The 20,234-nt window shown below is 32.5% G+C and carries 13 protein-coding genes and 1 pseudogene; 12 read left to right on the top strand and 2 right to left on the bottom strand.

Features of this window, described 5'->3' with window-relative positions:
• The 4 genes from ACK5ON_RS09610 to ACK5ON_RS09625 all read left to right on the top strand — a co-directional run.
• Positions 1-761, top strand: a 761-nt coding sequence (locus tag ACK5ON_RS09610) for a glycoside hydrolase family 3 C-terminal domain-containing protein (protein WP_409821974.1), incomplete at its 5' end; no start/stop codon positions are given.
• A 201-nt stretch (positions 762-962) separates the two neighbouring features.
• Positions 963-3,062, top strand: coding sequence for a glycoside hydrolase family 97 protein (locus ACK5ON_RS09615; protein ID WP_409821976.1), 2,100 nt, complete (start codon positions 963-965; stop codon positions 3,060-3,062).
• Between the two features lie 150 nt (positions 3,063-3,212).
• Positions 3,213-4,949, top strand: a complete 1,737-nt coding sequence (locus ACK5ON_RS09620) for a family 43 glycosylhydrolase (protein ID WP_409821978.1) — start codon at positions 3,213-3,215, stop codon at positions 4,947-4,949.
• A 267-nt stretch (positions 4,950-5,216) separates the two neighbouring features.
• Positions 5,217-6,884: an MFS transporter gene (locus ACK5ON_RS09625; protein ID WP_396176100.1), complete on the top strand. Its 1,668-nt coding sequence runs from the start codon at positions 5,217-5,219 to the stop codon at positions 6,882-6,884.
• 240 nt (positions 6,885-7,124) lie between these two features.
• On the opposite strand, the gene ACK5ON_RS09630 is transcribed toward ACK5ON_RS09625, so the two are convergent.
• Complete coding sequence (locus ACK5ON_RS09630) at positions 7,125-8,708, bottom strand: S41 family peptidase (RefSeq protein ID WP_409821980.1); 1,584 nt, start codon at positions 8,706-8,708, stop codon at positions 7,125-7,127.
• Positions 8,709-9,068: 360 nt separating this feature from the next.
• Here ACK5ON_RS09630 and ACK5ON_RS09635 point away from each other — a divergent pair, with 360 nt between their 5' ends.
• The 7 genes from ACK5ON_RS09635 to ACK5ON_RS09665 all read left to right on the top strand — a co-directional run bounded on the left by ACK5ON_RS09635 (position 9,069) and on the right by ACK5ON_RS09665 (position 15,543).
• Positions 9,069-9,986, top strand: coding sequence for an EamA family transporter (locus tag ACK5ON_RS09635; RefSeq protein WP_396175306.1), 918 nt, complete (start codon positions 9,069-9,071; stop codon positions 9,984-9,986).
• Positions 9,987-10,096: 110 nt separating this feature from the next.
• Positions 10,097-10,813, top strand: coding sequence for an aquaporin Z (gene aqpZ / locus ACK5ON_RS09640; RefSeq protein WP_396157135.1), 717 nt, complete (start codon positions 10,097-10,099; stop codon positions 10,811-10,813).
• A gap of 69 nt (positions 10,814-10,882) precedes the next feature.
• Entirely contained in the window at positions 10,883-11,485 is a 603-nt protein-coding gene (locus tag ACK5ON_RS09645; RefSeq protein WP_396175304.1) for an alpha-ketoglutarate-dependent dioxygenase AlkB family protein, read from the top strand.
• A 36-nt stretch (positions 11,486-11,521) separates the two neighbouring features.
• Positions 11,522-12,346: a sterol desaturase family protein gene (locus tag ACK5ON_RS09650; RefSeq protein ID WP_409821983.1), complete on the top strand. Its 825-nt coding sequence runs from the start codon at positions 11,522-11,524 to the stop codon at positions 12,344-12,346.
• Positions 12,347-12,452: 106 nt separating this feature from the next.
• The gene (locus tag ACK5ON_RS09655) at positions 12,453-12,728 is read left to right on the top strand and encodes a TIGR03643 family protein (RefSeq protein WP_396175300.1); all 276 of its coding nucleotides are present in this window, start codon (positions 12,453-12,455) and stop codon (positions 12,726-12,728) included.
• A gap of 125 nt (positions 12,729-12,853) precedes the next feature.
• A complete protein-coding gene (locus ACK5ON_RS09660) occupies positions 12,854-14,713 on the top strand; it encodes a peptidase M61 (protein ID WP_409821986.1) in 1,860 nt (619 codons plus the stop codon).
• A 116-nt stretch (positions 14,714-14,829) separates the two neighbouring features.
• Positions 14,830-15,543, top strand: coding sequence for a DUF4369 domain-containing protein (locus ACK5ON_RS09665; protein ID WP_409821988.1), 714 nt, complete (start codon positions 14,830-14,832; stop codon positions 15,541-15,543).
• A gap of 4 nt (positions 15,544-15,547) precedes the next feature.
• On the opposite strand, the gene ACK5ON_RS09670 is transcribed toward ACK5ON_RS09665, so the two are convergent.
• Positions 15,548-19,180: a T9SS type B sorting domain-containing protein gene (locus ACK5ON_RS09670; RefSeq protein ID WP_409821990.1), complete on the bottom strand. Its 3,633-nt coding sequence runs from the start codon at positions 19,178-19,180 to the stop codon at positions 15,548-15,550.
• 105 nt (positions 19,181-19,285) lie between these two features.
• Between ACK5ON_RS09670 and ACK5ON_RS09675 the strand changes: the two are divergent.
• Positions 19,286-20,234, top strand: a pseudogene (locus ACK5ON_RS09675) (radical SAM protein); the annotation flags it as partial.

Consider the following 20,234-nt stretch of genomic DNA (forward strand, 5'->3'; position numbering starts at 1 on the left):
GCGGCGAATGTAGTAGCCGAACGAACATTGAAATTCCGCAAGCCCAGAAAGATTTGTTAAATGAATTAGTCAAAACTGGAAAACCTATAGTGTTAGTTTTATTCAATGGAAGACCGCTAGTTTTAACCGATGAAAACTCCACTGTTCCAGCTATCTTAGATGTTTGGTTTGCAGGTAGTGAAGCCGGATATGCTATAGCCGATGTATTATTTGGTGACGAAAATCCTTCGGGAAAATTAACAATGACTTTTCCAAGATCTATTGGTCAAATTCCCATTTATTATGCTCATAAAAACACAGGAAGACCACTAGTAAACAAAGAAGGAAAATTTGAGAAGTTTAAAACAAATTACATTGATGAACGAAACGATCCGTTATTTCCTTTTGGATTTGGATTAAGCTACACTACTTTTACTTATGGTAACTTATCTATTTCATCAAATAAAATGACTCCGTCAGAAACCATTAAAGTTTCCGTACCTGTAACCAATTCGGGTAAATTTGATGGAAAAGAAGTGGTTCAATTATACATTCGCGATGTCGTCGGTTCGGTTACTCGTCCATTAAAAGAACTAAAAGGTTTTCAAAAAATAGAAATTAAAAAAGGAGAAACTAAAACTGTCACCTTTGAAATTTCGATTGAAGATTTAAAGTTTTATAATGCTGATTTGCAATTTGTTGCAGAGCCAGGAAAATTCGAAATATTTATCGGAACCAATTCTGATACTACAAACAAAATTGAATTTGATTTAGTTAATTAAGTTTTTTGTGATCTTCAATAAAAACTCTTAGCAACTGCCAAAGGTTTTTTTAAAAAGGCAAGTTTTTCTATCTTTAGCAAAAATATGATTATATGAAATCACCATTAACAACAAGTTTGTTGCAAACAAACACCAATGAAGATAAGGTGATTACTCCCGATAGCTATCGGGAGACCTTAAAAAAACAATAATTATCTACATATGAAAAAAATACTTTCTATCGCTTTGCTTTTATTTGTTTTTTGTATTTCTGCACAAAGTATTCAATCGCCTTCCAAGCAAATCTTGCTCGATTTTGGATTAGCAGAAAACGGCAGACCTACTTATTCGGTTACCTTTAAAAATAAACCAGTTATACTTCAAAGTGCATTAGGAATTTATTTGAAAGATGGTTCTAATCTTGCTACTAATTTTTCTAGTGATGGGATAAAAAATATAACGTTTAACGAAAGTTGGAAACCTGTTTTGGGTGAACAAGCAAGCATCATTAATCACTATAACGAAATGAAAGTTGCCTTGTCGCAAGCCGGTACGAATAGAAAAATGAATATTATTTTCAAAGTATATGATGAAGGAGTAGCTTTTCGTTATGAATTTCCTAAACAAAAAGACTTGAATTATTTCATAATTAAAGAGGAGAAAACCGAGTTTAACTTAGCAGGAAACCACAAAACTTTTTGGATACCAGGCGATTATGACAGTCAAGAATATCCTTATGAAGAAACCAAACTTTCTGAAATTAACACCGATAATGTCAACTTAAACAATGGTATTGGTTTAAAAACTATTTTCAGCAAATATGCTGTGCAATCCCCGTTGATGATGAAATCGGAAGATGGAATTTATATCAATATTTTTGAAGCAGCTGTTGTCAATTATCCGGTCATGCATTTGGATGTCAACCCAAAAACGTATGCTTTAACATCTCATTTGGTTCCCAACTCTATTGGCGATAAAGCGTATCTGCAAACACCTTGTGTTTCACCTTGGCGCACGATTATGGTTAGTGATGATGCTCGTGATATTATAGGTTCCAAAATGATTTTAAACCTAAACGAACCTTCTAAAATTGATGATACTTCTTGGATAAAACCTATGAAATATGTCGGTATTTGGTGGGAAATGCACATAGGCAAATCGACTTGGGATTATGCAGGTTCACAAAATGCACAAAACGTATTGACCAAAGATTTAATTCCTTCTGGAAAACACGGCGCTACAACTGCCAATACAAAACGTTACATTGATTTTGCTGCCAAGCACGGTTTTGACGGTGTTTTGGTCGAAGGATGGAACGTGGGTTGGGAAGATTGGTTTGGTAATTGGAAAGAAGACGTTTTCGATTTTATAACACCTTATCCCGATTATAATTTAGCCGAAATTAATGCGTATGCTACATCCAAAGGCATCAAAATGATTATGCATCATGAAACTTCAAGTTCAGTTGCCAATTATGAAAGACATTTGGACAGAGCTTTAGAATTGATGAAAAAATACGGTTATCCTGCCGCTAAATCAGGTTATGTTGGAAGAATTATTCCACGTGGTGAATTTCATGACGGACAAACCATGGTCAATCACTACAACTTTGTTGCACGCCGTTTTGCCGATTATAAAATGATGGTCAACTCACACGAAAGTTCACGGCCAACAGGTTATCATAGAACCTATCCAAATTATATTGCAGCCGAAGCAGCTCGCGGAAACGAATTCAATGCGTGGAGCAACGGAAATCCACCCATGCACGAAACTATTTTACCGTTTACACGACTTCTTGGCGGACCAATGGATTATACACCAGGAATTTTTGAAATCAAAATGAATTATTACGACAAGTCAAAAAAAGAACAAGTGCATACCACTTTAGCTAAACAATTGGCGCTCTATATAACCATGTATTCACCGTTGCAAATGGCAGCCGATTTACCCGAAAATTACGAGAAATATCCAGATGCTTTTCAGTTCATCAAAGACGTTGCGGTTGATTGGCAAGACAGTAAGTATCTTGAGGCCGAACCAGGCGATTATTTAACCGTTGCTCGAAAAGATAAACAATCCGAAAATTGGTTTCTTGGAGCTATCACCGATGAAAATGCTAGAAATTCCGAAATTAAACTGGATTTTCTTTCGCCAAATACAAAATACAAAGCCACCATTTATCAAGATGGGAAGACAGCCCATTGGGAGAAAAACCCCGTAAACTACGAGATTAAAACGTTGACCGTTACTTCAAAGTCAAAATTAAAACTGGTTTTGGCAGCTGGAGGTGGAACGGCGGTTAGCTTTACTCCGATTAATTAATTCAATAGCAATTTCAATAACAAATTCAATATCAATATCAATTTCAATAACAAATTAAATATCAATATCAAAAATCAACTTCAAGAATTGAAAAGTTATTTTAAATATAGTAGGACTAGTATCATTAAGAAAAACTTAATTTTGGTTTTTTTGATTTTTTCAATTTTTTCGATTGAAGTTACCGCACAAAACAAAACCTATTGCAACCCCATCAATATTGACTATGGCTATTGTCCCATTCCCGATTTTGTAAAACAAGGAAAACATCGAGCCACTGCCGATCCTGTAATCACTTTTTTCAAAGGCGAATATTACCTTTTTTCTACTAATCAATGGGGTTACTGGCACAGTAAGGACATGTCTGATTGGAAATATATATCAAAAAAATTTCTTCGCCCTGAGCATAAAGTCTATGACGAACTTTGCGCACCATCGTTGTCTTTTGTCAATGATACCTTACTAGTGGTTGGTTCAACCCACGGCAAAGAATTTCCACTTTGGATGAGCACCAATCCGTCAAAAGGCGAATGGAAAGAACTCATCCACAAATCGGAAGCTGCTGCTTGGGATCCGCAACTATTTTGGGATAAAGACACCGATGAAATTTATGAATATTATGGTTCGAGTAATTTATACCCGCTTTACGGAATGAAACTCAACCGCAAAACCTTTCAACCCGAAGGCGAACGCATTCCTGTTTTAGCATTGAATGACTACGAACACGGTTGGGAACGCTTTGGCGAACACAACGATAATACCTTTTTACAACCGTTTACTGAAGGTGCTTTTATGACCAAACATAAAGATAAATATTTTTTGCAATATGGTGCGCCGGGAACGGAATTCAGCGGGTATGCTGATGGCGTTTATGTGGGGAATCATCCTCTTGGACCATTTGAATACCAATCGCACAATCCGTTTTCCTATAAACCTGGCGGATTTGCTCGCGGTGCTGGACATGGTGCGACTTTCACAGATGTGAATAATCACTATTGGCATGTTTCCACGATTGGCATTTGTGTGAAAAATAACTTTGAACGCCGATTAGGCATTTGGCCTGCTGGTTTTGATAAAGACGATATTCTTTATTCCAATACAGCTTACGGCGATTATCCAACGTTTTTACCATCGGGAAACAAGGGTCATTTAAGCGAAAGTTTTGCGGGATGGATGTTACTCAATTACAACAAACCCGTTCAGGTTTCTTCAACTTTAGGTGGCTTTCAACCCAATCTTGCTGTTGATGAAGATATTAAAACCTATTGGTCGGCAAAAACGGCTAACAAAGGCGAATATTTGATTTCTGATTTGGGTGAAAAAAGTACCATCAACGCAATCCAAATCAACTATGCTGACCAAGATGCGGACATCATGGGCAAACCCGATACCACAACTGGACACAAATACATCATTTACACCTCTGATGATAACAAGAATTGGAAAGTAGCCATTGATAAAAGCAAAAGCACCAAAGATGTGCCGCACGAATACATCGAATTACAAAAGCCACTCGTTGCTCATTATTTGAAGCTAGAAAATATTAGCATGCCAACAGGTAAATTTGCGATTAGTGGTTTTCGTATTTTTGGAAAAGGAAGCGGCGAAAAACCAGCCGAAGTAAAAGGATTTATTCCGCTACGTTCTGGACCACGAGTGAAAGGCGAACGCAGAAACGTTTGGTTCAAATGGCAACAAGAACCCAATGCCGATGGTTACGTAATTTACTTCGGCAAATCGGCGGACAAATTATACGGTTCGATTATAGTCTATGGTAAAACCGAATACTATTTCAACGGACTTGACCGTTCGGATGCCTATTATTTCCAAATTGAAGCGTTTAATAATAACGGTATTGGAGTGAGGAGTGAAGTAGTGAAGAGTGAGTAGTTGGGAGTTGGAAGTTAGGAGTAAAAAGTAAAAAGTAAAAAGTAAAAAGTAATAGTATAATCAATTCTATATTTTAAGTTACTTAGTGAACTTTGTGCAAAACTTAGTGAACTTTGTGGTTAAAATTTATAGCAATATCAATTTCAATATCAATTTCAATATCAATAACAAATTCAATTCTACATCATACAACAATACATTATACAACAATAGATTACACAACAATACATTATACAAAAATAACCATTAACCAATAACAAAAAAACCATGAGTACAGAACAAAAAACTAATTATCCAGCATTATATACACTTATTGGTGTATTCTTTTTTTGGGGTTTTATCGGAGCTTCAAATGGAGTTTTTATACCATTTTGTAAAGCTAAATTTAATTTATCACAATTTCAAAGTCAATTAATTGACTCAGCTTTCTATTTTGCCTATTATATTGGTGCCTTTTTATTATTCTTGTTTTCTGTAATTGGGAAGAAAGATTTTTTAAATTCTTGGGGATTAAAAAATGGAATTGTTTATGGTTTGATACTTTCAGTAATTGGAGCATTTGTTATGTTTCCAGCATTAAGTTCAAATAAATTCGCATTTATTTTAGGTGCTTTATTTATAATCGCTCTAGGATTTTCTTTGCAACAAACTGCAGCGCAGCCATTTGCTATTTCTTTAGGCGATGAATCAACAGGTGCTCATAGATTAAATTTAGCAGGAGGAATTAATTCGTTTGGAACAACGATAGGGCCAATAATATTCGCATTAGCACTATTGGGAACAACAAAATTAGATGAAAGTCTTATTCCTGGATTGAGTTTAAGCACTGTACAATGGTTATATGTAATTATAGGTGTTGCTTTTTTGGTTGCTGCTTTACTCTTTAAGTTTTCAAAAAAATTGCCAGATGGAAAAAATGATGCTTCCATTGAAAATGAGTCTAAAGCAACAATTTTATTAAGTTTAATCACAATTGTTTTAGTAACTGTACTGTCAATTATATTTATTCAATATACTAAAAGCGACGTTGATCATGATAGTAATTTGAGTTTATATTTAATTATTATTGGAATTTTTGCTCTGGTTTTAGGATTAATTTTTGCAATGAAATCATCCGAATCTAATCCAAAAGGTTGGGGAGCATTAAAATATCCTCAACTAGTTTTAGGAATGCTAGGTATTTTTGCCTATGTTGGAGTAGAAGTAGCAATTCAAAGTAATTTAGGAGAATATTTAAAAGTTTTAGATGCTAAAACAGGAAACACGAATAAATATTGGGAAAATATTACACCAATGTTAATTTCATTATATTGGGGTAGTTTGATGATTGGAAGATGGTCAGGTGCGATTTCTGTTTTCAATTTGAAATCTTCAGCAAAACAGATAGCATTTATTGTTGTTCCATATATTGCATTTTTAGTCATATTAATTTCAAATATGATTGGTGACATGGGAGAAAAAGGAATAAATTTTTCAACAATTGTTCCAATTTTGCCCTACGCTGCTGTAATAATAATTCAAATCCTCGGCTTTAAATTAGGTCAAGAAAAGCCAGCTAGAACGCTTCTTATTTTTGGTTTAATGGGAATTGTTGCAATGATTGTTGGAATTTACTCGACTGGTTCAGTTGGTGTTTTTGCTTTAGTTAGTGGAGGATTATTTTGTTCTGTAATGTGGCCTTGTATTTTTTCTTTAGCAACACAAGGTTTGGGAAAATATACTTCACAAGGTTCTGCATTTTTAATAATGATGATTTTAGGTGGAGCATTTATTCCTCCTCTACAAGGAAAATTGGCTGATATGTTTACTATAGAAATTTCGTATTGGGTTTGTGTTACTTGTTTTGTATATCTTACTTTTTTTGCTTACATAGTTACTAAAATATTAAAAAATCAAGGGTTAAATCCAAATGCTGAAATAAGCGGCGGTCATTGATTTTAGACTTATATAATAATAAAACCCTGTTAGCGATAGTAGGGTTTAGTGTTAACAGAATGTTTTATAATAAAGTAACATGCGAAGGGATTCTTCGTACGTTAGCTTGGGCTTTGGTTTAATTTAATTGTTCAGCTTTGATAAGTAAATTTATTTTGAGTATTAAATTGTTACAAAAAACGATATGTTGTTTTTTTTAATGTACTTATCTTATTGCTATCTATGAACACAAATTCATTTTTACTTTTTTCTACTAATATCTTTTTCAATCCATTCCATTTGAGAATCAGTGTTGTTACGTACATCATTTATTGTGTAATTAATTGGTATATCGGGCATGATTCCTCTTCCAAATATTTCGGTTTGATTTTTTGGTCTTATATCCATTAACAAAACACTAAAATTGAGTTTAGAATTGGGCATTTCAAACGTTGGCATTCTGCCTGCGGTTGTTTGATTAGCACCTCCACCTGTTTCTTCTCCTACAAAAGTGACATTTTTTAAGGTTTTTAAGTGCGCAGAAATTATACAAGATGCTGAAAAACTTCCGCCATTAATTAAGACATATACTTTTCCTTTAAAGTTTAAAGGATTTGGTTTTTGCATTTTTGATGCTTTCATAGCATAAGTATAATTTCCATTATCATTTTTCTTAGGTCGTACATATTCTATAGTTTTGATTATAGGAAACGCACTTGCCATAAAAGGTATTGCTAGTAATGGAGCTCCTTTGAAATAACTGCTCTGCCAAAGTGCTGACCTTCTCGCTAAAAACGCCGGTTCTATCAATTGATAGGTTTTATCTGTAAAATAACTCGCCAGATTATTTATATCATTAAGCTTACCACCTGGATTATTTCTTAAATCTAGTATTAAAGTCTTAGTTTGTTTTTTTTGCAATAATTCAAAACTTTGTTTGTAAAAATCTTTATAATTTCCGGTACTAAAACCTCTAATCTTCATTACAGCTACACTGCTATCGATAGTTTTAAAAGTTAACTCTCTATTGTATTGTTTTCTGAAAGAATCATAACCGTAGAGCGCTTTTTTTTTCCGTTCTATTTTGTTTTTGGCTTTTAGTTCTTGTTTGTTGCCTGTTTTTTTTACAATTTTATTTTTTTTTGTACTACTATTATTTTTCTTAAAATTAGGTCTATAAATTGTTCTTTCAAAAATAGAATCTTTGAATTTAAATTGATACTTTAAACTATCTACTATGCCTAATTCTACTTGTGCATATACAGGAACTTTTTTGGCAAAGGAATAGCTGTAATACGTCGTGTTAAAACCGTCTGACACCAAGGTATTCTGATATTTCTCTTTAATTTGTTGCGGAGTTAATTGCTCTATTTTAAGCACTTCAGTACCTATTGGAATTAAAGTATCCTTTGAAAAATTGTTGAGTATATACAATTTATTACCTTCATAAAAATAATCAAATTGAGAATAAGGGTTTTTACCTAGTTTGGTTATTCTTTTTGTTTCTTTCTTGTTTAATTTTCGAGTAACTGTACCTACAAAATTATGTCCTTGCTTAATTGAATATACAACGGGAGCGACACTTAAAAAAAATTCGTTTGATTTTTTTGGTGTTTTGGCCAATTGTCTTAAACTGTCAAATTTTTTATCTAAAGCATCTTTTTTTATAAATAAATCAATTGCTGGTTGATTTTTATAAATTTTATTTTGAAGGTAATTTATATCTTCTATTTGCTGTTGTTCGGAAAGATTTTCGGAAATACTTTTGTTGTATTTTTCTACGCTTGCACAATTTGAAAAAAGTTGTACTATAACAATAAATGCAATTATTCTATTATAATTCATTATAATTTATTTTAAACAAATCTAATAAAACTTTATGCTCAGTCAATAATAGCGCTCTAAGGCATGCTAATTCTGATACCTTTTGCTAATCTGTAAATAAAATAGTTTGTAAGCTCAAATATCTTTTAAACCCGCATTATACTGATAAAATTGTTATTGTTTTCTGATCTTAAGTTTCGCAAAATCTTTTTTTTCTAATTCCTAAATTACATAAAAAAAGTTAATTACTCTTTTTTGTTTTTACACCTATTTTTATCAAAGTGTCCCGTCCTAAATAATCTGTATCGATTATTTAGGACGGGACATTCTGAAGAACAATTTCAATTCTATATCTTTGTCCGCTTTTTAAAAAAGAAACTAATGATTGGAAATAAAATGCTGAAGGGAGTTTTTCTTGTTGGACTTGGAGCTACAAGCTATGGTATGCTAGCTACTTTTGTAAAATTAGCGTATGCTGATACTAGTTCACAAGGACTTCATTATACTCCGGCTGAAGTTATTACGGCTCAATTTGTAATTGGTATTTTATTGATACTAATTATTAATTTATTTCAAAAAAATAGAAAAGGGAATAAAGTCATAAAGGCAACATCTAAAGAAATAAAATCATTAATGTTAGTGGGAACTTCAACCGGATTAACAAGCATTTTTTATTATTTAGCAGTTCAATACATTCCTGTTTCTATTGGTATCGTTTTGTTAATGCAAACTGTTTGGATGGGAGTTGTTTTGGAAATGTTTTTAGAAAAAAAGTTGCCTTCTAGAATTAAAATAGTTGCTGTATCAATAGTTTTACTCGGAACAGCTTTGGCAACAAATCTTTTTAATGATACAATCGAACTTGATTGGATAGGAATTGTTCTAGGATTACTTGCTGCTGCTTCTTTTACCACAACTATGTATGCAGCAAATAAAATTGCTACGTCTATTTCCTCAGCTCAGCGAAGTTTATACATGCTTTTGGGTGGAGGAATAATTGTGTTACTCTTTGCTTTGTTAACGCAGCATACACCATTCAATTATGACATTTTTTATAAATGGGGAATTTTGATAGCACTTTTTGGTACCGTTATTCCACCTATATTATTAAACGCAGGTTTTCCATTAACCGGTATTGGATTGGGAAGTATTGTTTCCGCTTTGGAATTACCAGTTTCCGTTTTAATGGCATTCATTATTCTAAATGAGACCGTTAATTTTTGGCAATGGATAGGTGTCTTGTTAATAATTATAGCTGTAATTGTAATGAATATTAGGGTTAAAAAACGGTTATTGTAACTTTTTGACTGTTGATAAGTTTCTTTTTTGATAATTTTCTTCAACCTATTTTTTTTTTAATTTTAAATTTATAACCATATCACAAAAAACGTGATTAAAAATTAAAACTTATGAGAAAATTATTCGCAGAATTTTTTGGCACTTATTGGCTTGTCTTTGGCGGTTGTGGTAGCGCACTTATCGCTTGTAGCAACAACACTGATGGCATGAATGGCATTGGATATGTTGGAGTTTCACTTGCATTTGGATTAACCGTTTTGACTATGGCGTATGCTGTTGGTCACATTTCTGGAGGTCATTTTAATCCGGCAGTTTCATTTGGATTATGGGCAAGCGGTCGTTTTTCGGCTAAAGAATTAGCACCCTATATTGTTGCTCAATGTGTTGGTGGATTAGCTGCGGCTGGAACTTTAGTTGCCATTTGTTCTGGAAAAGCTGGTTTTGCAATAGATAATACCAAAGCTGGTGCTTTTGCTTCCAATGGTTTTGGGGCTTTTTCTCCTGATGGCTATTCCATGCAATCTGCATTTATGGCTGAATTCATTTTGACATTTTTCTTTCTAATCGTAATTCTTGGTGCTACTGATAAATTTGCTAATGGAAAATTTGCTGGAGTTGCTATAGGTTTAGCGTTGACATTAATTCACTTAATAAGTATTCCAATAACCAACACTTCCGTAAATCCTGCTCGTTCATTGTCGCAAGCAGTATTTGTGCAAGGTGAAGCTTTATCGCAAGTTTGGTTATTTTGGGCGGCACCAATTTTAGGTGCTGTTGTGGCAGGTTTGGTATATAAAAATCTACTGCAAGATCATTCAGAAGCATAAAATACAATCCTCAATAGTGTGAAGAGAAAACGTTGATTAATTTCAATGTTTTCTCTTTATTTTTGTACTATGAATTCACTTTTTACCAAAGATAAATTACAGTTTAATCTACCAAACGCTGACATAGAATATTATCCAAATTTCTTTGAAAGCAATCGAGCCAATGAATTATTGGAGAAACTCAAAAATGAAATTCCTTGGCAGCAAGATGATATTACTGTTTTTGGCAAAACCTATTCACAACCCAGATTGACAGCACTTTTTGGTAATGAAGGCAAACCTTACGCGTATTCAAATATTGTGATGCAACCTCATCCGTGGAATCCGTTGTTACAATTAATTAAAGACGAAATCGAAGAGGTTTCTAAAGCAAATTTCACCACCGTTTTACTCAACCTCTATCGCGACGGAAAAGACAGTAACGGTTGGCATGCGGATAATGAAAAAGAATTAGGTCAAAATCCAGTTATCGCTTCTCTCAGTTTAGGAGCTGAAAGAAGTTTTCATTTACGGCACAATACCATCAAGGAACAAAAAATAAAAATAAACCTTGAACATGGCAGTTTACTCTTGATGAAAGGTGAAACACAGCACTTTTGGAAACATCAAATTCCGAAAACCTCCAAAATAATTGAACCAAGAATAAATCTCACTTTCCGAATAATTAAATAATTTAGTATTTTACTATATTTGAATAAAATAGCAAACATGAATGAGATAATAAACTATTTTTCAACAATTCCCTCTTCACACCGAGCTTTGATTTTGGCTGGTGGAATAGCTTTTTTTTGGCTGATAGAATCAGCAGTTCCTTTTGTAAAGTTTCAATATAACAAATGGCAACACGCTGGAATAAACCTCTTTTTCACCCTAACTACTATAGTTGTCAATTTTGGTTTGGCATTACTATTACTCAAAACGGCACAATGGACAACCGAAAACAGTTTTGGAATTCTAAATAGGTTACCCGAATTGAATCCTTGGTTGTTTGCCATTATAGGATTGCTACTTTTGGATTTGATTGGAGCTTATTTGGCTCATTTGGTTGAGCATAAAGTCAAATTTCTTTGGCGATTTCATCTCATTCATCATACCGATACTTGGATAGATACTACTTCAGCCAATAGACATCATCCTGGGGAAAGTGTCATTCGTTTTATTTTTACAACGTTGGGAGTTTTTTTGGTTGGTTGCCCAATGTGGTTGGTGTTTTTATACCAAACAATGTCTGTTCTTTCTACACAATTTACCCATGCCAATATATCGTTACCCAAAAAAATGGATAATTTCTTAAGTTATTTTATCGTTTCACCCGACATGCATAAAGTCCATCATCATTATGTTTTACCTTACACAGATAGTAATTATGGCAATATATTTTCGGTTTGGGATAGATTGTTTGGCACCTTCAAAACCCTGGATAGAGACAAGTTAGTGTATGGCGTTGATACACACATGAAACCTGAAGAAAACAACAAGTTATCAAATTTATTATCAATTCCTTTTCAAAAATATCGATCCTCAAATTCGTAGTACTTGAAAAAATTTCATACTGTTTTGAAAAGTAATTATTTTTTTTACTAATATTGAATTATAAATTAATCAGATAAAAACTATTTAATTAAATACTTTTACAGAAATGAAAAAAAGTAAGCTTGCAGATTTTGACAACGAAAAAATTGAAAGAGTTGTCTCCATGGCACAAGAGGAACGCAAACCTTTTGAAGTAATAAAAGAAGAATTTGGTCTTTCAGAAAATGATGTAACCGAATTGATGCGTAAACGTTTATCCAAAGATAAATTTGAGCTTTGGAAAAAGAAAGCGTCTGGAAGTAAGCCCAAACCCAAACCAATCATCGATGAGTTTGACGATGATTTAGACAGTAAATATTATTTTAAAAATAAACTGGATTAAATATTAACTCTTGCTTTGCAAGAGTTTTTTTTATGAATAAAAGTTAATCATTTCCAAATAAAATCTTCTTTTTGTAACTATTAACTATTTTTGTTGACTTATTTAAAAATTTTAAATTATTAGAAATGAAAATACATATTCTGAGTGCCATTCTTACACTATCATTATTTAGTTTTAATGCCGTTGCACAAAAAAAAGCTACAACCGAGGAAGTAAAAGTTACCATCGACTTAAATCAAGTGAAAGACGATAAAGTAATGGTAACGGTTACACCACCAAAATTCTCCTCGAATGAAGTTGTTTATCACATACCAAAAACGGTTCCTGGAACCTATTCAACAGATAATTACGGAAAACTAATAGATGATTTAAAAGCATTTGACGCCAAAGGAAAAGAATTAGCTACGACAAAAACCGATGACAATTCCTGGAAAATCAGCAATTCTAAAAAATTATCAAAAATAACCTATTGGGTAAATGATACTTATGATACTGAAAAAGGTGGGGGATTTGGTAAAGAAGATATTTTTTCACCGGCTGGAAGCAATATTCTTGAAGGTAAAAACTTTATGTTAAACAACCATTGTTTTGTGGGTTATTTTGAAGGTAAAACAGAAATAAATTATGTGCTAACTGTATTACATCCTGCCACTTTATTTGGAGCTACTTCTCTTATCGATACAAACAAAAGTGATACCATTGATAATTTTGTTGCCACACGCTATTTTGAAATTACAGATAACCCAATTATGTATTCCAAACCTGATTATGAAACTTTTATGGTAGATGGAATGGAAATTTTGTTAAGTGTATATTCTCCAAGTGGTACACACTCTGCCAAATCAATAATGCCCGATTTAGAGAAAACAATGCGTGCCCAAAAAACTTTTTTAGGTCCAATAAATAACAACAAACGCTATACAGTTTTACTTTATCTATCGGATATGCAAGGGAATGATGCACAAGGATTTGGCGCATTAGAGCATCACACTTCTACCACGGTTGTTTTTCCAGAAATGATGCCTGCGGCAGCTATTGCAGAACAAATGAAAGATGTGGTTTCACATGAATTTTTTCATATTGTAACGCCATTAAGTATTCACTCTAAAGAGATTCAATTTTTTGATTACAACAATCCAAAAATGTCAAAACATTTATGGATGTATGAAGGCGTTACCGAATATTTCGCCAATTTATTTCAAGTAAATCAAGGATTAATTAGTGCGGATGAATTTTATGAAAGAATGAACGGAAAAATTCGAAATGCGGCTACTTTGAATGATACTATGCCATTTACTGAAATGAGTGCTAATGTTTTAGTGGAACCATACAAAGACCAGTATTTAAATGTGTATGAAAAAGGGGCCTTAATTGGAATGTGTATTGATATTATTATTCGTGAAAAAAGCAATGGACAAAAAGGCATATTAGACTTAATGAAAAAATTGTCAAAAGAATATGGTACAGAAAAACCATTTGATGATGAAGAGCTATTTGCTAAAATAACTTCGTTAACTTATCCCGAAGTAGGTGAGTTTTTAAACACTTATGTTGCGGGAAAAACACCAATTAATTATGATTTTTTCTATGCAAAAATGGGTGTGACGAAATCCAAAGTTCAAAAGCCAATTAATCCATTTTTAAAAGATCAATCAACTCCTTACATAACTGTTAACCCAACAACTAAAGAAATTAGTGTAATTCCAAGTACAGAATTAAATGATTTTATGACCAATTTAGGGCTAAAAGGGGGTGATGTTATTGTATCCATTAATGATAAAAAATACAATCTCGATACTATTTATGACATGATAATGGAAAGTCAAAATTGGAAAGTTGATGACCCAATAACCGTTACAATTTCTAGAGATGGTAAAGAGCAAACCATAAAAGGGAAGGTAAAATTATCAATGGATGAAGTTGAAGGATACAATTTTACAGACACAACAAAAGAGAAGTTACATAGTGGATGGTTAAAAGGATAATCTAAAACTATAAATATCTTTATATCCTCAATTCGGTAACCGAATTGAGGATTTTTTTTAGTATTATTGCTACTCTAAACCATTTGTCAAGCTGAACGAAGTTAAAATTTATAAACATGTACAAATCATTACTCGCGCTATTTTCTTTAGTTATTTTACTGTCCTGCTCCGAAAAAAAATCAACCAAAAATTTCGTATTAAACGGCAATATCAAAGGATTAAAAAACGGAACGCTTTACATACAAAGAATAAAAGACACTGCTTTTATTCCCATTGATACTATTGTGATAAGTGGCGACTCGCATTTTATGAGCGAATTTGATATTGAATCTCCAGAGATGTTATATTTGTTTTTGGATCGTGGTGTGACAAATTCATTGGATAATAACATCGCTTTTTTTGCCGAAAAAGGAACTATGAAACTCGAAACTTCTTTAGATTTTTTTACTGCCGATGTTAAGATTACAGGTTCAAAAAATCAAGAATTGTATGATGAGTATAAAAAAGTGGCCTCTCGATTTGTAGATCAAGATTTAGAATTAATTGAAAAAAAATTCAAAGCTTATAAGGATAAAAACCTTGAAGAAGTTGCGAAAATTGAGAGCGAACAAGAAGGTATTACAAAAAGAAAATATTTGTACACTACCAATTTTGCTGTAAACAATGCTAATTATGAAGTGTCTCCCTACGTAACGCTAGCCGAGATTTATGATATTAATTTAAAATACTTGGATACCATTCAAAAATCAATGACACCCAAGATTTCTAAATCCAAGTATGGTAAAAAACTAAATGAATTTATTGATGAGAGGAAAAAGGAGAGAAGATAAACAGTTATCTTTTCAAAGTAAAATGTCCTTTATGAATTTTTCCATTTGATCTAGTTACAAAAAACCAATAATCATCTGAGGGCATCATTCTTCCGTTATAAGTTCCATCCCATGAATCAATTCCATTCAAAACTTTTAAAATTTTACCATAACGATCATAAATTTTTACATTAATAGGTAGTTCATTTTCTGAAAATTGTATTCTCCAAGCATCATTGTATCCATCACCATTTGGCGTGAAAAACTGAGTATAATTTAAAATATAAATTTCTTTTGTCGTTATACCACAATTGTGTTTGTCCCGAACATATACTATTAGTTCTCCCATATATAAGTTGAAAAACTCAGGACTATCTTGATATGTATGTCCATCTATTGAATATTCATAATCTCCCAATCCGTTAACAAGAATTTTAATTGAATTATTGTTAAATGTCCAATCATTAATTTGGATTTCTACAATTGTAGCTGGATTGGATAAGTTGACAACAAAACTATGAGTTGTAGAACACACTAAATTGTTATGATTTTCAGTAACAATCAAGTTGTAATTACCTGGCTGAGATAGTATAGTATAGTTTAATGTTTCACCATTTGACCACAAATAGCTGTCAAATATTTTATCTTCTTTTATTGTAACAGTATAATTTTCACATAAATAATAGATGTCTGTTAATGATACGAAAGGAGATGCAATTAGGGTAAGTTTAATTTTTGCAATACTATAGCAATTATAGACATCAATCACGCGGCAATAAATTATTGTTGGTAAAAAAGTATTCAACTGATAGTTATTAATACTGAGAATTCTGTCATTAGAAAGTTGGAGCAATGCTCCATTTTCAGTAGTGTAATATTCGAAAGTATAATTATTTATATTGCTTACAAGATTCGAGTTATAGGAGCTAAGGTTAATAGATTCAATAGAATTATTTAAGTCATCACATACTAATGTATCATAATCAGATACTATTGGTAAAGCTCTGAATGTTGAATTTATAAAAATACTTGTAGAATATGAAAAACAAGAAATTCCTTTTTTTACTTTTATTTGAAATGTTTGACCATAGTTTAAATTTGGTAATACATTATTAATACTCCATGTACTCCCACCATCAAAACTATATTCATCGGCCACTGTTTTTATAGTAATTGTAGCATATTCTCCACATCCAGCTTCATCGATTTCATATTCAGGATAAGTTTGTTCAAGGTTGTTTAAGTAAACATATACATTTGGTGATGTACAACCTTGAGCATTTTTTATTTTTATTATATAACTATCTGCAACCAAATTAAAAAACACATTTGAAGTTTGCCATGTATTTCCGCCATCTATACTATATTCATTAGCTAATGTAGTTATTGTAATACTTCCTAAATTGCCACAATAGGGATTATTTTTTATGTACTCTGGTTCATCTAAAAACTCTCCATTTAGAATAACATTGTTATAATTTGATATACAGCCATTTACGTCTTTTATTCTAATTTTATAAACACCAACTGGAGCATTTGTTAATGTGTTGTTAGTACTCCACGTTAATCCATCATCAAAACTATATTCTATTCCTGTTGTAGTTATAGTTATAGAACCAACACCGGCACATTCGGTTGGGTCTGTTTTTATATAGTCAGGAAATTCACTAAAGAAAGGATATATTCTAACTGGAGAGTCATATGATTCGCACCCACTAGCTGTTTTAATTCTAATAAGGTATAAATCAGGGCTTAAATTTGAGACTTGATTGCTAGTTATCCATGTGTTTCCACCATCAAAACTATATTCGGATGCTGGAGAAATAACGCTTATTGTACCTGTACCTATGAAGCAGCTTGGTTGATTAACTTCTATCGTTGGTAAAACTGCTCTTTGATTTGGCAATATTGTTACTGTTGCATCAGAAACACATCCATTACTATTAGTTACAACAACACTATAATTTCCTGTAGCCGATACATTTATGCTTTGTGATATACTGCCGTTAGACCATAGATAACTAGAACCGGGTGATGCTGTTAATGTTGTACTTCCACTACATACATTTAAAATGCCCGAAATAGTTGTATTAGGATTTTCGACTAATAATTGAATGGCAATAATCTTATAACAGGTTGCAGATATTGATACACGTACAAAAATATGATTACTATTACTTTCATAATTTGTTGGACTTGTAATTGCATTTGTGTTCGATAGAGCATCTGCTATACTAACAAAATAATCGAAAGACAATCCTGTTTGACTACCAACAATTGTGTTATTTGTATTGCTTAAATTAAAAAATTCCTTTCCATCATTATTGTTATCACATAATTTCAAAGTGGCTGTTTGAAGATTGATCAAACAATCTGGCCCACAATTCAGAAACGAAATATCAAATCCAGCATTAGCATCGCTATCCGTGACTGATTCAAAAGAGGTATCTCCACAATCTTCCAAACTAACATTAGCTGGTAAACCAAAATTAATTGTTACACTGGTATTATAATTCCCAGTTGTAATATTTGGTAAAGCAGTTGCTGGAATATCAAAACAAAATCTTTTTGTTGTTAGATTTAATGTAGTTGGAATTGCTGATGTATATACTTGAGTGTTTTGTTCATCCTTTACAATCAGAGTGATATTTTCAAGATTAGCAGTGATACCACCAGAGTTTGGTATTGTAAAGCTTCCGCAAATAGATATAGGCAAAGTTGGACAGATAGAAAATAAAGGATCTAGTATAATACTTCCAGTTAAACTTTCTTCAGCATGAAGTATACAAATATCATCTACATAGACATAACCAAAATGCCCATTGAGTCCACATCTGGAGGCATTAAATTCAATAGTAAATTCTTCATTATTTGGAATACTTGATATATCTAATAAACCAGTTTGCCATTTTTTTGTATAGAGAACTATATTACCAGCCTCAAGATTTGAAGCTTGAGTAAAAATGCAATTTTCTGGACTTCCTATCAAACAAAATTCGCTAACCACAGTTCCATTATTTTTTATTACTCTAACTTTAAAATAAGGTTGCTCATCAAAGTGATCATTTTCGGGTATGCTTTGTAAAACGGCTTTATAGTTAAATCTTAAATAATCTTCATTATCTGTTTTAAATCGTTTTGCTTGAACTAATCCCGATGTGCTAGTAGATTCTTTATAATTAATTTTCATAGTAAATTGGTCAAAGGCACCGATGTCTCCTATATATTCGTCAATATAATTTGATGGTACTGTTGAAGCCATTAATAATTGATCATTAGGATTGTATTGTTTAATTCTTAGATTGCTATTTGTATTAACATTTTTACATTGCATTGGGTTAATAGGATCTCCAAAACCATATTCAAAGTCTTTTAAAAAATAATTTCCTGAAACTAATTCAAATTCTTCAATACTTCCATTACTACACATTTGAACCGCATTTAAAGCTGATGGGCTAAATTGTTTGGTTTGATTTAGGTTTATCGCAATCTCTTCTGATTGTTTAGTATAGAAGTTTTTTAATTCTATTGAATCAGTAATTATTTTACCTTCGTTATTTTCTATTTTTCTTTTAGGAATATCAATAGTATTAACTTTTTGTGCTTCAATGGTGTGAAAAAAAAAGAAAAAAAATAGAGTAGTAAAAATTTTTTTCATAAATAAAGTTTTATTTTACAAATATAAAGTGAAATTGTTCAAAAAATATATATTTATTGCATGATAATATTTAGCAATCTACTTTTGCTTAAAAACCTATTTTAATTGAAAGACCTCCTTCTCATCACCCCACCATTCACCCAACTCAATACGCCCTATCCAGCAACGGCCTACTTGAAAGGTTTTTTGAATACAAAAGGCATAACTGCTTTCCAAATGGATTTGGGGATAGAAGTGATTTTAGAACTATTCTCAAAAGAAGGATTAGAGGAATTGTTTCGGGTTGCGAGTTTCGAGTTAACACGAAACCCGCAACCCGAAACTCGCAACCCACAACCTGAATCCCGCAACTCTCAACGAATTTTGAGTTTAAAAGAAGCGTATATCAATACCATCGATTCTGTAATCAATTTTCTCCAAGGAAAAAACCAAACCCTAGCAAGACAAATTTGCTCTGGAAACTTCCTTCCCGAAGCTTCTCGTTTTGACCAATTAGACGATGATCCCGAAACTTCGGGATGGGCATTTGGTTCCATGGGAATGCAAGACAAAGCAAAACATCTTGCCACTTTATATCTTGAAGATTTATCCGATTTTATTGTGGAATGTGTTGATGAAAATTTTGGATTTAGTCGTTATGCAGAAAGATTGGGTAGAAGTGCCAATTCCTTTGATGAGATGTATGCACATTTGCAAAACGAACTAACTTATTTTGATATTATTACACTCAAAATCCTGAATGAAAGACTACAAGATGTCCAACCCAAATTAGTCTGCTTATCAGTTCCTTTTCCAGGTAATTTATACAGCGCATTTCGTTGTGCACAATTTATTAAAAAGAATTTTCCAGAAATAAAAATAGCCATGGGTGGCGGTTTCCCCAACACCGAATTACGAAGTCTAACCGACAAACGTGTTTTCGTATTCTTTGATTTTATAACATTGGATGACGGCGAACTCCCTATTGAATTACTAATTTCCCACGTTCTAAAGTCCCCTCCTTTGGAGGGGTTAGGGGTGGCTAACTCCCCTCCTTTGGAGGGGTTGGGGGAGG

The sequence above is a fragment of the Flavobacterium sp. genome, from assembly GCF_046317795.1.
In the GTDB taxonomy this organism is placed as follows: domain Bacteria; phylum Bacteroidota; class Bacteroidia; order Flavobacteriales; family Flavobacteriaceae; genus Flavobacterium.

Coding starts and splice junctions, on each gene's coding strand:
- ACK5ON_RS09615 (WP_409821976.1), top strand. CDS start 963: ATGAAAAAAATACTTTCTATCGCTTTGCTTTTATTTGTTTTTTGTATT.
- ACK5ON_RS09625 (WP_396176100.1), top strand. CDS start 5,217: ATGAGTACAGAACAAAAAACTAATTATCCAGCATTATATACACTTATT.
- ACK5ON_RS09630 (WP_409821980.1), bottom strand. CDS start 8,708: ATGAATTATAATAGAATAATTGCATTTATTGTTATAGTACAACTTTTT.
- ACK5ON_RS09635 (WP_396175306.1), top strand. CDS start 9,069: ATGATTGGAAATAAAATGCTGAAGGGAGTTTTTCTTGTTGGACTTGGA.
- aqpZ (WP_396157135.1), top strand. CDS start 10,097: ATGAGAAAATTATTCGCAGAATTTTTTGGCACTTATTGGCTTGTCTTT.
- ACK5ON_RS09645 (WP_396175304.1), top strand. CDS start 10,883: ATGAATTCACTTTTTACCAAAGATAAATTACAGTTTAATCTACCAAAC.
- ACK5ON_RS09650 (WP_409821983.1), top strand. CDS start 11,522: ATGAATGAGATAATAAACTATTTTTCAACAATTCCCTCTTCACACCGA.
- ACK5ON_RS09655 (WP_396175300.1), top strand. CDS start 12,453: ATGAAAAAAAGTAAGCTTGCAGATTTTGACAACGAAAAAATTGAAAGA.
- ACK5ON_RS09660 (WP_409821986.1), top strand. CDS start 12,854: ATGAAAATACATATTCTGAGTGCCATTCTTACACTATCATTATTTAGT.
- ACK5ON_RS09665 (WP_409821988.1), top strand. CDS start 14,830: ATGTACAAATCATTACTCGCGCTATTTTCTTTAGTTATTTTACTGTCC.
- ACK5ON_RS09670 (WP_409821990.1), bottom strand. CDS start 19,180: ATGAAAAAAATTTTTACTACTCTATTTTTTTTCTTTTTTTTTCACACC.